This is a genomic window from Actinoallomurus vinaceus (assembly GCF_039542055.1).
Classification (GTDB): Bacteria; Actinomycetota; Actinomycetes; order Streptosporangiales; family Streptosporangiaceae; genus Actinoallomurus; species Actinoallomurus vinaceus.
Window position 1 is genome coordinate 255,181 of record NZ_BAABHK010000002.1, and the last position, 13,646, is coordinate 268,826.

Below are 13,646 nucleotides of genomic sequence, written 5' to 3' on the forward strand. Positions count from 1 at the left end.
CCTCCAGGAGGGCCGCCACGCCCTCGCCCGGAAGATCTTCCACGCCCGCTCGGGGCAGCTCTACCAGCGCCACCAGGACGGCATGGAAGACCAGATCGGCGCCCTGGGCCTGGTCCTCAATGCCCTCGTGCTCTTCACCACGCGGTACATGGATGCCGCGGTGAACCAGCTGCGGGCGGCGGGCTTCGACGTTCGTGACGAGGACGTGGCCCGCCTCTACCCGTTCGTCCGGCACCACATCAACATGCTCGGCCGGTACTCCTTCCAGCTCCCCGACCTGCCCGGCGGCCTGCGTCCGCTTCGCGACCCTGACGCGACCGACGAGAAGTGACAGGCCCTGGCCCGCACGGCCGGACAGGAAGCCCCCGGGGTCTGGCCAGGGGGAGCGTTCGGCGGTGCAGCCAAAGCGACCGCTGGCTGCCCGAGGTCAGCAGGCGGCCGCGCCGGTACTGCTCGGCGGGCTGCCGAGTCGGATGATGCTGCGAAGACGGTGGTCGCCCGCGTTCTGACAGACCGAAGCCACTCAGCGCAGTACGGCCGCCAGCAGGTCGGCGCCCAACGCCGTCAGATCGGGCAGGTTGAGGGTGTAACGGACGTAACGACCGTGCCGCCGGGCCGTGAGCAGGCCCGCGCGGCGCAGGACGACAAGGTGGCGGGAAACCTCCGGGGGTGAGAGTTCCCAGGCGTGGGCCAGCTCGCCGGTGGTGTGCGGGCCGCGGACCAGGGTGCGCAGTAGCCGCAGCCGTACCGGATGCGCGAGTGCCTCCAGCCGGAGGGTGACCGTCTCCAGAGAGACCGGTTCCGCCGGACTCGGCTCGGTGACGGGGTACTGCACCACCGGCTGCCACCCGGGCGCGTGGACCGCCACCAGGTGCGGGCGGCCGAAGACGCTGGGGAGGAAGGTGACCCCGGTACCGTGGGCGGCGGTCGCATTGTCCTGCAGCTTGTCCACGATGATGCAGTTGCCATCCGGCGCCAGGGTCACGGCGCTGGAGACCGACGCGAGTGCCGCCCCGATGCCCTGGCGCTTCAGCAGGTCGTTCTTCAGGCGCAGGTCGGTGGCGAGTTGTACGGCGACGCCCGTCCAGGCGGCGTCGAAGAAGGCCTCGGCGCACTGTTCGAGGGTGTGGCGCACCCGTGCCCGCACCGTGGCCGGGTCCGCGAGCAGCCGTTCCGCGAAGGCCTCTTGGAGCGCGCCGCGGGCCTGGGCCAGGTCCAGGGCCCGCTCGCGCGCCGTCGCGTCGGCGAGCGGCGACGGCGCGGCGAAGTGGACCCGGTTGCTGCCGCACGTGGTGATGAGCGCGGCGGTCACATAGGTTTCATCGTCGATCCGGTCTACATCGTCCAACTCCTCGGCGAGGGTCGGCCGGGGACGAGCGGGGACCAGGAAGTCGGCTCGTGAGGAACGCCAGAGGAACTCCGCCTCCCTGAGCCGCTCGGCCAACTCCGGCCGCAGCCCAGCCCAGACGTCCCCCGCCCAGCCAGCGAGCTGCGGGTGATGCGCGGGTTCGGCCAGCACGTGCAGCATCGCGGTCAGCTCGGCCAGCGGGGAGGCAGTGAACCGCAGTCGTCCGGACGGCAGGCCGCCGATGTCGATCCTGAACGTCACCCCCTCATCATCGCTGGTCGGATGGCCGACGACCGCGTCGATTGACGGTGTCCGTCAATCGACATAGTCGGCCCGGCGGCCGAACGCACCGTTGACGTCATGGCAACCACCACCAAGATCCAGCCCCGCGCCCTCGTCCGCGCCTCCGGAGGCCCCCGCTATGCCGTTGCCGTGGCCGTGGACTCGCTCGGCACCGGCCTGCTGCGGCCCTTTCTGCTGCTCTACGGCGTGACGGTACTGAGGCTGTCCGCATCGACCACCGGCATCGCCATGACGGCCGGCGTCGTCGTGGCTCTGGTGTGCATGCCCGCAGTGGGCCGATGGCTGGACCGGGGCGCACGCAGCACGGTCGTGGCAGCGTCGATGCTGGTGCGGGTGGTGGGCGTGGCGCTGCTGCTGGCCGCCCCGGCGGGGCATGTCTGGCTGTTCGCGATGGCGGCGCTCTTCCTCGGCATCGGCAACCAGGCATGGCCGGCCGCCCATGCAGCTCTCGTGGCCACGGTCGCCCACGGCCGAGAACGCGACGCCGCCCTCGCAGGGGCCCGCACCTTGCGCAACGCCGCCCTGGGCGTCGGAGCACTCCTTGCCACCGTTTGCCTGGCCGGCGGCACCACCGCACTGCGGGCGCTGGCAGCCGTCACCGGGCTCGCCTATCTCGCTGCGGCAGCCTTGGCGTGGTCGGTCCACCTGCGCACGCATCCGGCCGCTCCTCCAGCCAGGGACAGGGCCGACGGGCCCGCACCTCGAATGCGTGCGCTGCTGGCCGCCAACGTGATCTACGTCTTCTGCCTCAACGTCCCCGAAATCGCGCTCCCTCTGGTCCTGGTGACCCAGTTCCACGCGTCCCCGGCGTGGTCGGGAGCCATCTTCGTGGCGAACCCGGTGCTGGTGGTCACCCTGCAGGTTCCGGTCACCGTCCTGCTATCCCGCTTCTCCCGGCGGACCGTGCTGGCCCTCTCCGGCGTGGTACTCGCCGCGTCGTACCTCGGCTTCCTCGCGGCCACCTCACTCGGACACGGCTGGGGTACCCCGGCCATCGCCACGGTCTCCGTGGTCTGCACCATCGGCGAGATCATCTACGCAGGCAGCGCCACCGCGCTCGTCACCGCCCTCGCCCCGGCCCATGTCCTGGGACGCGCCCTCGCCCGCTTCCAGCTCTCCACGGGCTTCGGCCTCGCCGTCTCCCCAGCGGTCATCACCGCTCTCGCACCCCACGGCCCGGCCGCCCTCTGGGGCAGCCTCGCCGCTGCGACGCTCCTCTCCGCCTCCGCCGTCGCCACCGAGAAGGATCAAGGAACACGGCTCAGCGGTCGCTGGCGCCGGGCGCGAGCAGGCTCGTGAGCTCGGCAATCGCCTCGACGTACGGATCCAGTCCCGACAGCCGTACGGCCAGTGCCTCTATGGCCGACACAACGCGCCAGGTGAAAACGCGCGTCAGGCCCGGCGGATCGGGCTGCTGGAGCTCGTCCCGCCGGGCCTGACGTGAAGCGGTGCCGCCATCCCCACTGACCGGGCTGGCGGTCGCCGGCGGGCTGCTGGGTGATGACGTTCAAGCGGTTCCAGGCGTTCATGATCGCGATGAGGCACACCAGGGCGGCGAGCTACTCCTCGTCGTAGTGCTCGGCGTCGGTGAAGACCGTGGCTGCGTCGCGGCTGGCAGCGTCGAGCGGCCGTGGCCTTTACATAGTAAGTTTCGCCGTGACGAACCAAGCTGATGAGCCGTTCACAAGGTCGCGCCCGGCGGTGACGGGCTCATTCCAGTCGATGTGGAGACGGGCTGCTGCTGAGGTACGGCGCGGTGCCGCCACGGCTTGCCCGGGCTCTCCCTTTCAGGCGCCGGCGCCGCCGTCCACCGGCACGATCGCGCCGGTCACCATCGAGGCACGGTCGCTGAGCAGCCACGCGGCCACCTCGGCCACCTCGCGGGGCTCGGCCATGCGGCCGAGTGGGGTCGCCGCGTTGTTGGCCTCGATGATGCCCGGGGATACCTCCTCCCACGCGTCGATCATCTCCGTGGCGGTGCCGCCGGGGGTGATGCCGTTCACTCGGATGCCCTGACGGCCCCAGGTCACCGCGGCGGTCTCGGTGATGCTGTTGAGCGCGCGCTTCATGGCGCCGTACGCGGGGAGCACTGGGTTCGCGCGGCGGCTGCCGATGCTGGAGGTGTTGACGATCGCCCCGCCGCCGCTTTGCCGCATGAGCGCGGCCTCGGCCGTCATGGCGGTCCAGTGCGCCCGGAAGTTCACGGCGAACTGCTCCTCGACGTCCTCGTCGCTCGTGGTGTCGAGCGGTCCGGGCTGCTGGGCCACCCCGCCGTTGTTGAAGGCGCCGTCGAGCCGTCCGTGCAGCTCCTCGACGCGGTCGACCGCGGCGCGGATGCTCGCGCGGTCGGCGAGGTCCAGTGGCACGGCGTCGGCGACGCCGCCGTCGGCGCGGATCTCGGTGACGATCCGCTGGAGGGCGTCGGTTTTGCGGGCGGCGAGCACGACGGCGGCGCCCTCGGAGGCGAAGAGCCGGGCCGCGGCCGCCCCGATGCCGCGGCTGGCGCCGGTGATGAACACGACCTTGCCGGTGAGCAGGCCGATGGGTGCGATGTCGATGTCGTTCGTCATGACGACAGTGTCAGGTCGGCCTCCAGCCCGGATGCAGGCACAGGTAGTACCAGGATCCGTCGCCGCACAGCGTGCAGACTCGGGGTATGGACAAGCAGGAGCTTGGGGCGTTCCTCCGTAGCCGTCGCGAGCGGCTCAGACCGGAGGACGTCGGCCTCCCCTCGGGCCCGCGACGCCGGACACCGGGTCTTCGTCGCGAGGAGGTCGCGGTCCTCGCGCACATCTCCACCGAGTACTACGTCCGGCTCGAACAGGGCAGGGCACCGCGACCGTCGGGCGAGGTCCTCGCCGGGATCGCAGGCGCACTGCGGCTCACGGACGCCGAGTCCGATCACCTCCACGTCCTCGCGGGCACCGCGCCGGCCCGTAACCGGCTGCACCGGCGCGACGTCCGCCCGAGCATCCTCGCCCTCCTCGAGCGGCTACCACAGACGGCCGCCTTCGTGATGTCCGCCGCATTCGAGGTGCTCGCATGGAACGACCTCGCGGCCGCGCTCATGGAGGACTTCGCCAAGCGTGCCCCGGAGGACCGCAATCTCGCGCGCCGGGCATTCCTGGGGTCGGCGCGCGCCGATGCGACGCTGTACGGGGTCTCCGACGCCGCCGAGTTCCGCCACCAAGTGGTCATGGAGCTCCACACCACCCTCGCCCGCTACCCCACGGATCCCGCGGTGACCGGCCTCGTCGACGAACTCCGCGACGGCAGCCCCGAGTTCGCCCGACTCTGGGAGCGGCACGACGTGCAGGCTGCGCCGATGCTCACGAAGACCTTCCGTCACCCGGTCGTCGGGGAGATCACCGTCGACTGCGACTCGCTCACGCTCACGGACCGCGACCAGCACCTCGTGCTCTACAGTGCGCCGCCGGGATCCCCTGGCGCCGAGGCCCTGGCTCTTCTGAACGTCCTTGGAGCCCAGGCCAGTGATTATCGGCGGTAGCGAGGGCTCTGTCGGCGACCTGGCTCCCGAAAGCGCGAGGCTATTGAGGTTCGAGGCGGCTGTTCCCTTCAGCCGTCTGTGATCCGACGCGTGTCCGGGTGGGTGTTGTCTGGGCCATGGAGGCGAGGAGGCGTAGTTTCTCATCGCTCTCGCTGCCCTGATCGGCGTAGTAGAGGACCAGGAGCAGATCGTCTACAGGGAGCTTGTCTCGGTGCAGGCGCAGCTCACCGACGACGGGATGGTTCACGGTGGTGGTGCCGCCTTCGAGGCTGCGGACGTCGTGGCGCGCCCAGAGAGTTCGGAACCGCTCGCTCGACAGGGCAAGCTCGCCCACCAGTTCCACGAATCGCGGGTTGTCGATGTCGTCGCCGATGGATTTTCTGAGGGCAGCGATGAATCCTTCCGTGGCGCGCGTCCAGTCCTGGTGGAACGCCTGCTCCTCAGGATCGAGGAGCAGCGACCGGAGACGGTTGTACCCGGGCTGGAGGCGCGGAGAGAGCGCGACTGCGAGCCGGTTTGACGCAAGCACATCGAACGCGCGCCCTTCCACGAACGCGGGAACCTGCACGCCGGCCAGGAGCTGATGCAACCGTGCGGGCACACGTTCTGGCTTCCGGCGCCGCTGTGGCCGCGGGCGCAGGGCGGCCAGGCCGAGAAGCTCGCTCGCCGCTTCGCCGCGGCCGGCAGCGCCGTCATCGTCGGCGGCCGGCGAACCGACCTGCTCGACCAACTCGCGGCCGAGGGGTTTTCGCGACCGTTCCCATCGACGTGACCGACCAGGACGGCATCGACCGTGCCCGCGACACGATCCTCCACAGCCATCCGGGCCTCGACACGATCGTGACGATGTCCGGGGTCATGATCCCGGAGGACCTGCGCGATCCCGCACACTTCAGCGCCGCGGAAAAGACGATCGACACCAACCTCCTCGGCACCATCCGCGTCATCGACGCGTTCACCCCGCACCTGATCGGACGCGGCACCGGCACCATCATCACGGTGACCTCAGGCATCGGGTTCCTGCCGTTCCCGGTCATGCCGACCTACGCCGCCTCGAAGGCCGGCGTGCACGCCTACTCCGAGGCGTTGCGCGCGCAACTGGACGGCACCGGCATCGAGGTGTCCGAACTCGTCCCCCCGGCTGTCGCCACCACGCCGGAGCAGGCACAGCACAACCCCCGCGCGCTCAAACTGGCCGAGTTCGCCACCGAGGTGATGGACCTGCTCGGACCGACCCCACTCCGCACGAGATCCTCGTCAAGGGCGTGCTGATGCACCGGTGGGCCGAGCGCGACGGCACCTACGACGATCTGGTCGCCCAGCGGTCGCAGGCGCTCGCGACGCTCCCGAGCCGTCAGTGAGCACGACGGCCGCTCGGGGCGCCGAGACGCGGCATCGATGCGACCGAGGGCGGGCCCGGGCCGCACCTGGTGACTCTCGGCGCCGAGCTGCGCGAGCGGAGTATCGGACCGCGCGTCATCGAGCAGGGCATCGACACCGCCACCGTGGAAGGCCGAGCCGGGCGACGGCGGTGACGCCAGGCCGAACAGGTCGGTCATCCGCGCGAGCCGGTACGTGACGGGGCGTGGTCCTGGATCGCCTGGGCCAGCAGCCCCTCGTGGGTGAGCTGAGGATGGTGGCCCGCTCCGTCGATCGTCGTCTCCCTCCCCCGCGCGCCGAGGCGGTCCACCAGCGCTCGGCCCTCGTCGGTCAGCGGGTCCTCGACCCCCACGACCACGTGTACGCGCCCCGGGTAGCGCTCGAGCCCGGCCCGGAGTTCGCCGCGCCACCGCTCGCGGCCGGCGGCGGCCAGCAACCGCGCGACGTGGGAGGCGACGCGCCCTCGGCGCAGGTCCTCGACGCTGGAGGCGAGCTTCTCCGCATGGGCCGTGTCCCCGGTGAGCAGCCGCGACAGGGCCTCGGGGCCGACCCGGCCGAGATACCCGCGGGTCACCGGGGCGGCTCGGGTGGCGAACCCGGCGCGCGCCTGCAGGAAGAAAGGCGACACGAGAGTGAGCTGCTCGACCAGATCCGGGTGGGCCAGCGCGGCCTGCACGGCGGCGGCGGCGCCGATGGAGTGGCCGACCAGGTGTACCGGGCCGGTCCCCTCGACCAGAGCGGCCGACCAGGCGGACAGGTCCCGCGGACGGCCCGCGCTCAGTCCGAGGCCTGGAAGGTCGACCACGCGGGCGTCGCCGAGCGCGCCGCCGACCGGAGCCCAGGTGTCGGCGTTGACGGGCAGACCGGGGAGCACCAGGGTTCGCGCGCCCGGCTCACCGATGCCGAACGTCCGTACGCCCGCGTGCCGGGTGAACCGCCGCGCGGGCCGCTGGGCCGGCACGGCGCCGAACCGGTGGGCGGCCAGGTGGTCCGCCCACCGCAGGATCGACTCGGTCGTGTCGGGGAGTCCGAGCCCGTGACGTTCGGCGAACGCGCGGGCCGGTCCGGTCGGATACCGGTCGGACGACAGGAAGGTCAGCGTCTCCGGGTCCGCCTTGGTCAGCGCGGCCGGCAGGCGCCGGATCAGCGACACGGGGATCCTCAGCCGCGGGACCTTCACCTGGTAGTGCCGGCCCACGAGCGAGAGAAGGTCCGGCAGCGGCGGAGTGTCGTCGTCCAGGATCCAGAACGCCTCCCCTTCTGCGGCCGGATCCTCCGGGAGCAGCGTCATGAACCGCGCGAGGTGGTCGACCGGAACGACGGGGACGAACGTCCGCGCGTCCCCGGGTAGCGCGGCGATCGAACCCTGCCAGATCTCGCGCAGGCTCGCGGCCAGGCCGAGTTGCTGGTCGGACTCACCGCTCGTGCTGACCCCGATCACACTGGACGGATTGACGATGGACCACGGCACACCCAGCCGGTCCGCGGTGGCCTGGACGACGGCGTCGGATTCGACCTTGGACGCCTCGTAGGCGCCGAGGCGTTGATACGTACGTCGTGCGATCTCGTCGCTCCACGGCACCGTCGCGGGGTCCTGGCCCCCCACGCGGTATCCCGAGACGTGCACGAGGCGCCGCAGGCGGGGCAGCCGCGCCGCGAACGCCACGATCGCCCGGACACCGTCGACGTTGGCGTGACGCGCCTCCGAGGCCGTCATGCCGAACCGGTAGGCCCCGGCGCAGTTGTAGACGTCGGTGACGTCCTCCCAGTCCGACGCGTCGCCCTCGAGCAACGCGGGCGCGTCGAAGTCGACACGGACGCAGGCAGGGGCGGTCCGGCACCCGCGCTCGGCGAGCCAGGCCCGCAGGCCGAGGGCGGACCCGCTCTCGCGGGTCGCCGCGGTGACGCGGACCCCGGCCTCGTCCAGCGCGAGGATCAACTGCCGGCCGATGAATCCGGTGGCCCCGAAGACGAGGGCGTGCGGCCCGTTCACGAGTTCTCCTTCGCGATGCCGGCGGGCGGCTGGTCCAGGAGATCGCCGAACACCTGAGCGGCGCTGCGCAACGCCTCCACGTCACGCTGGGCGCGGGACACGATCATCGCGCCCTCCAGGCCGCTGACCACGGTCGTGGCCAGGGTGCGCGCCGTCGGGCGCGGGTGGCCGCGACCGACGAGGTAGTCGGTCACCGGCCCGATCCACGACTCGAAGGCGGCCGCGCAGGCCGTGCGCAGCCGCTCGCTGTGCGCGCCCATCTCCAGGGCGACCACGGAGACCGGGCAGCCGAGCTGGAAGTCGCTGTCGGCGAGGAGCCCGATCAGGACGTCGACGACACGCCGGAGAAGCTCCCCTGGGCTCGCGGCGTCGCCGACGGTCTCGGCGAAGAGGGTGCGGAACTGGTCGGCCGCCAGCTCGACGGCCCTCTCCCCCAGCGCCTCCTTGCCCTCCGGGAAGTGGAAGTAGAGCGACCCCTTCGGGGCCCCGGAGTGCTCCACCACCGTGTTGAGACCCGTGCCGCTGTAACCGCGCGCCTGGATCAGCTCGAGCATCGACTCCACCAGCCGCGCGCTGGTCCGCTCTCCCTTGGTGATCATAGGAGAAAAATAGACCGGTCTACTTATTTTTGCCAGTCCTACGCATCTCCAGCCGACGCCCTTTACAAAGTAAGTCCCGATCAGCCGTGCCGATCGAGCTGCGCCGGGTCCCCCGGTCACCCCGGGAGAAGGGTCAGCAGTCCGCGTACCGCGCTGCGGCGGAAGGTCGCGAAGTCGTGTCCGCCCGGCGCCTCGTGGAAGGTCACGTCGTTGCCCTTGGCGGTCAGGACGGTCCGCAGGTGCCGGTTGGCGGCCCGCTGGTCGACACCGGGCGAGAGCGGCGACGCGCCGGTCTCCAGCCGGCCGACGTCGATCCAGAACCGGACCGGCTTGTACGGCGCGGCGGCGAACTGCCGGGTCAGCCACTCCGGCTCGTCGTCCTTGCCCCACCCGCCCGGACCCGGCCGGTAGCCCCACCAGTGACTGCCCGACGTGGACAGCACCGCTGTGAAGACGTCGGGTCGCTCGAACGCGGCGAAGGCGGCGGCCAGCCCGCCGAGGCTGTTGCCGCCGACGATCACGTCTTCCGTCAGCGGAAAGCGCGACCGCAGCAGCGGCAGCAGTTCGTCGGTGAGCATCCGGGTCGTCGCGGAGTGGCAGGCGAGCTCGATCATGCGGGCGGTCATGCCGTCCGGCGGGTTGTCGACGAACGCGACCACTGCCGGAGCCATGGCGCCGCTCGTGATCAGCTCGTGCACGGCGACATGGAGGCGCGCCACCGACAGCCACGACTCTCCGTCGAGCAGGATCACCAGCGGATGCGGCCCCTCCCCCGGCGGCGCGTACACCGACACGGTTCGCTCGTTGCCGAGCGCCTCGGAGACCAGCCGGTGCCGGGTCAGGGGAGGCTCCGCGCCGTCGAACCAGGGAGCCGGCTCCAGGCCGGGCAGCTCCAGGACCGAGTCCCACTGCTCCGGCGGCGCGGAGTCCACGCCTGCGATCTTGGCGGCCTGCGGGAACATCCGGCGCGGGTTGAACGGGTCGGCGAAGGACCGGTCCCGCGACTCGGCCACCAGCCGTCCCAGGAGCGCCATGTCGGTCTTGTCGGCGTCCAGGAACGGATCGTCGACCAGGTACTGGTACACCGTGGTGACGCCGCGCGGAGCGAGCACGCTCAGGTACCAGACGTCCGTGCCGTCGACGTGCCGCATCGGATGCGACATCGCGTTGCGGTCCTCGAACAGCTGCGCGCCGCGTACCGAGACCTGCCGCTGCGGCCCGATCCACACGAACGTCACCAGTGCGTCATCGCCTTCGGCGTCCTCGACGAGGGGCCCGCCCGCCGCCCGCAGGTCGGAGGTCAGGCGCTCCACGTCCCGCGTCCGGCGGAACTCCTCGATCCGGGCACTCTGCACAGCGTTCATCACGTTGGTCCTCATCAGTTCTGGGAGTCGCCGTCGGGCAGACTCCTGGTCGGCAGCCGCCCGGCAGGTGAGCACTCTCTGCAGGGATTGGTCCGTACGGCGGGCGGTCAGGCGGCGATGCGACCGTCGCGCATCTCCAGCCGCGGGCCCGGGAAACTGCGCCGCAGCGCCCGGTCGTGGGAGACGACGACCAGCGCGCCCTGGAAGTCGTCGAGCGCCTCTTCCAGCTCCTCGACCAGGACCAGTGACAGGTGGTTGGTCGGCTCGTCGAGCAGGAGCAGGTCGCTCTCCGACGCCAGCAGCCGGGCCAGGGCCAGGCGCCGCCGCTGGCCGACCGACAGCGCGCCGACGGGCGTGGCCAGGGCGTCGGGGTGGAACAGCCCGTACGACAGCAGCCGTGCGCGGTGCTCCTCCGGATGGCCGGGCCGGCCGCCGACGAACACCGCCAGCGCGGATCGCCGTGGATCGGGGAACTCGACCTCCTGGGGCAGGTAGCCGACGCGGCCGCGCCGGCGCACCGTCCCAGAATCGGGCGTCTCTCCCGCGAGGACCCGCAGCAGGGTGGACTTGCCCGCGCCGTTCGGCCCATGGACCAGCAGGTGATCGCCGGCCGCCACGGTGAGGGACACCGCGCGCAGCCGGTCGCCGACCGTCACCTCGTGGAGTTCGGCGAGCGTTCCGTCGTGATCTCCCCCGCGGAACAGCCCGTCGAAGCGCAGCGGCTCGGGCGGCTTGGACACCGGGTTCTCCCGCAGCCGGCGCAGTCGCTCCTGCGCCTGGCGGACCCGCCCGGCGATCGAGCTCTGCACCCGGCCCGCGTCCCGGTCGTAGGCGAGTTTGTTGCCGTCCTTTCGCGCCCGGCCGGGCGCGACCCGGCGGGCGGTGGTCGCGGCGTGGGTCTCGACCCGCTCGATCTCCGCGCACCACGCGGCGTACGCCTGCTCCCAGCGAACGCGCGCCCCAGCCTTCTCGGCGAGGAACCCGGTGTAGCCGCCGCCGAAGCGGTTCACGGATCCGTCCTCGACCTCGTAGATCACGGTCGCGACGCGGTCAAGGAAGAGCCGGTCGTGGGAGACCACGACGACGGTGCCGTGGTGGGTGCGGAGGCGGTCCTCCAGCCAGGTCATCGACGGTTCGTCGAGGTGGTTGGTGGGCTCGTCGAGCAGCAGGATCTCCGGGGAGGCCGCCAGCACGCAGGCCAGCGCCAGCCGGGCCTCCTCGCCGCCGGAGAGGGTGCCGAGCACGCGCTCGCGGTCCAGGTGCGCGAGTCCCAGGCCATGGATCGCCTTGTCGACGCGGGCGTCGGACTCGTAGCCGCCCCGCGCCTCGTAGGCGGCCTGCAGCGCGGCGTACTCGTCGAACCGGTCCTCGGTGAGGCCGGTCTCAAGCTCGCGCATCCGGCGCTCCATCGCCCGCAGGTCGGCGAGGGCCGCGTCGATGGCCTGCTGGACGGTGCCGCCGGACGGCAGATCCCGGGTCTGACCGAGGTGGCCGACGCCGCCGCCGGCCATGACGGTCACCTCGCCGTCGTCGGGCCGCTCGGCGCCGGCGATCAGCCGGAGGAGCGTGGACTTGCCGGAGCCGTTCTCCCCGACGAGGCCGGCGCGCTCGCCGGGCCGTACGGAGAAGGAGACGTCGGTGAGGACGCGGCGGTCACCGTAGGACTTGGCGACGCCCCGCAGGGTGAGCTGGGTGGACAAGAAGGGCCTCCGATACACGGCGTGGGTTCCAGACGGACATCGCGGTGTTCGGTGCCAGGCCCATGGCTGCTGCTCTCCTCCATTGACGACTAATCGCAACTCGCGTTGCGTTATGATGATGGCAGACCAGCCTCCCCGAGCGCAACAGGATTTCCCGATGACGATCAGCGACGGCGTCGGCCGGCGGCCGGGCGGCCGCAGCGCCCGCGTACGGGCCGCCGTGCGCGCGGCCACCCTCAGCGAGCTCGCCGAGAAGGGGTACACCGCGCTCACCGTCGAGGGCGTCGCCACCCGTTCCGGAGTGCACAAGACCACCGTCTACCGGCGCTGGGGCGGCATCGACGGGCTGATCGCCGACGCCCTGGAGATGGCGAGCGAGGAGCCCTGGCCGATCCCCGACACCGGGTCGGCCGCCGGTGACCTGCGCGCCCTCGCCCGCCTGGTGCTCACCGGCTTCACGGAGGCGGCCGAGGCACCGGTGTCGACCGCCTTCATCGCCGCGGCCACGCAGAGCCCCGCCGTCGCGGACGCGCTGCGGGACTTCTTCGCCTCCCGGCACGACCAGGCCGCCCGGATCGTGACCCGGGCCGTCGCCCGGGGCGAGCTGCCGGACGGCACCGACCCCGCCGAGGTCGTACGGGCGGCGGTGGCGCCGCTCTACTACCGGCTGTTCGTCAGCCGCGAGCCGGTGGACGCGACGGTCGCCGACCGGGCCGCCGACGCCGCCCTGGCCGCCGCCCGCGCCGGCACCCTGGGTCAGGTCGGCTCGGGGTAATTGCCGATCCCGGACTTCAGCAGGTCGAAACCCCGGTCGGCGGCGACCCGCACCGACGGGAGGATGACCACGTAGCTCTCTCCGGCTCGGAGCCGCCGGAGATACTCCCCCGAGATGGCCTGGGTCAGCGCGACCACCTGCGCGGCGACGAATCGCGGAACGGGATCGTCGGGGTCGGCGTCGGTCTCCTCCGCCAGAACCTGAGCGAGATACCCCTTCCGCAGCTCGTGCATCTCCCGCATCCGGCCGCGCAGCGCCGGGCTCGCCATGACCATCTCGTAGAAGTCGCCCGCGCCGTTGACGATGCCGTAGCGCCAGTCCCGCTCGTCCAGCGCCTCGTGGAAGTCGCGCCGCAGCGCCTCGACGATCGACTCTCCCTCACGCCGGGACGCCACGACGCGACCGAGGCTCTGCACGGCGACGTCCTGACGGTCGAAGAACAGGTCCTCTTTGGTCTTGAAGTAGTTGAAGACCGTGTTGACGGACACGTCGGCGGCCTCGGCGATGTCGGCGACCGTGGTCTGGTCGAAGCCGCGGATCATGAACAGCCCCATGGCGACGTCGGCGATGCGCTGTCGTGTCTCGCGCTTCTTGCGCTCCCGTAGTCCGAGCTCCTCCGCCATGACCGCATGATATCCGCGCTGGTGTCGATTAAATTTTGGTGTGGCACCAAAAT

12 protein-coding genes and 1 pseudogene are annotated in these 13,646 nt (G+C 71.6%); 5 read left to right on the top strand and 8 right to left on the bottom strand.

Features of this window, described 5'->3' with window-relative positions:
* Positions 1-25 precede the first annotated feature (25 nt).
* Positions 26-331, top strand: a pseudogene (locus tag ABEA24_RS07320) (Tn3 family transposase); the annotation flags it as partial.
* A gap of 192 nt (positions 332-523) precedes the next feature.
* On the opposite strand, the gene ABEA24_RS07325 reads toward ABEA24_RS07320, so the two are convergent.
* Entirely contained in the window at positions 524-1,609 is a 1,086-nt protein-coding gene (locus ABEA24_RS07325; RefSeq protein WP_345429892.1) for a DUF5937 family protein, read from the bottom strand.
* Between the two features lie 99 nt (positions 1,610-1,708).
* Here ABEA24_RS07325 and ABEA24_RS07330 point away from each other — a divergent pair, with 99 nt between their 5' ends.
* Positions 1,709-2,950: an MFS transporter gene (locus ABEA24_RS07330; protein WP_345429893.1), complete on the top strand. Its 1,242-nt coding sequence runs from the start codon at positions 1,709-1,711 to the stop codon at positions 2,948-2,950.
* Between the two features lie 488 nt (positions 2,951-3,438).
* Here the strand turns inward: ABEA24_RS07330 and ABEA24_RS07335 are convergent, their stop codons facing one another.
* Positions 3,439-4,221, bottom strand: coding sequence for an SDR family NAD(P)-dependent oxidoreductase (locus ABEA24_RS07335; protein ID WP_345429894.1), 783 nt, complete (start codon positions 4,219-4,221; stop codon positions 3,439-3,441).
* 86 nt (positions 4,222-4,307) lie between these two features.
* On the opposite strand from ABEA24_RS07335, the gene ABEA24_RS07340 reads away from it, so the two are divergent.
* Positions 4,308-5,159 (top strand): helix-turn-helix transcriptional regulator, encoded by an 852-nt coding sequence (locus tag ABEA24_RS07340; RefSeq protein ID WP_345429895.1) that lies wholly within the window; start codon positions 4,308-4,310, stop codon positions 5,157-5,159.
* Between the two features lie 40 nt (positions 5,160-5,199).
* On the opposite strand, the gene ABEA24_RS07345 is transcribed toward ABEA24_RS07340, so the two are convergent.
* Positions 5,200-5,889 (bottom strand): MmyB family transcriptional regulator, encoded by a 690-nt coding sequence (locus ABEA24_RS07345; protein ID WP_345429896.1) that lies wholly within the window; start codon positions 5,887-5,889, stop codon positions 5,200-5,202.
* On the opposite strand from ABEA24_RS07345, the gene ABEA24_RS07350 reads away from it, so the two are divergent.
* Positions 5,784-6,431 (top strand): SDR family NAD(P)-dependent oxidoreductase, encoded by a 648-nt coding sequence (locus ABEA24_RS07350; protein ID WP_345429897.1) that lies wholly within the window; start codon positions 5,784-5,786, stop codon positions 6,429-6,431. The genes ABEA24_RS07345 and ABEA24_RS07350 overlap by 106 nt on opposite strands.
* A gap of 283 nt (positions 6,432-6,714) precedes the next feature.
* Here ABEA24_RS07350 and ABEA24_RS07355 read toward each other — a convergent pair whose 3' ends face one another.
* The 4 genes from ABEA24_RS07355 to abc-f all read right to left on the bottom strand — a co-directional run bounded on the left by ABEA24_RS07355 (position 6,715) and on the right by abc-f (position 12,213).
* Positions 6,715-8,532, bottom strand: coding sequence for an alpha/beta fold hydrolase (locus ABEA24_RS07355; RefSeq protein ID WP_345429898.1), 1,818 nt, complete (start codon positions 8,530-8,532; stop codon positions 6,715-6,717).
* Entirely contained in the window at positions 8,529-9,131 is a 603-nt protein-coding gene (locus ABEA24_RS07360; protein WP_345429899.1) for a TetR/AcrR family transcriptional regulator, read from the bottom strand. Before ABEA24_RS07360 ends, ABEA24_RS07355 begins: the two co-directional genes overlap by 4 nt.
* A gap of 116 nt (positions 9,132-9,247) precedes the next feature.
* The gene (locus ABEA24_RS07365; protein WP_345429900.1) at positions 9,248-10,495 is read right to left on the bottom strand and encodes an alpha/beta hydrolase-fold protein; all 1,248 of its coding nucleotides are present in this window, start codon (positions 10,493-10,495) and stop codon (positions 9,248-9,250) included.
* 107 nt (positions 10,496-10,602) lie between these two features.
* Positions 10,603-12,213, bottom strand: a complete 1,611-nt coding sequence (gene abc-f, locus ABEA24_RS07370) for a ribosomal protection-like ABC-F family protein (protein WP_425551152.1) — start codon at positions 12,211-12,213, stop codon at positions 10,603-10,605.
* Positions 12,214-12,352: 139 nt separating this feature from the next.
* Here abc-f and ABEA24_RS07375 point away from each other — a divergent pair, with 139 nt between their 5' ends.
* Positions 12,353-12,970 (top strand): TetR/AcrR family transcriptional regulator, encoded by a 618-nt coding sequence (locus ABEA24_RS07375; protein ID WP_345429902.1) that lies wholly within the window; start codon positions 12,353-12,355, stop codon positions 12,968-12,970.
* On the opposite strand, the gene ABEA24_RS07380 is transcribed toward ABEA24_RS07375, so the two are convergent.
* Positions 12,952-13,593, bottom strand: coding sequence for a TetR/AcrR family transcriptional regulator (locus ABEA24_RS07380; protein ID WP_345429903.1), 642 nt, complete (start codon positions 13,591-13,593; stop codon positions 12,952-12,954). The genes ABEA24_RS07375 and ABEA24_RS07380 overlap by 19 nt on opposite strands.
* Between the last annotated feature and the right edge of the window lie 53 nt (positions 13,594-13,646).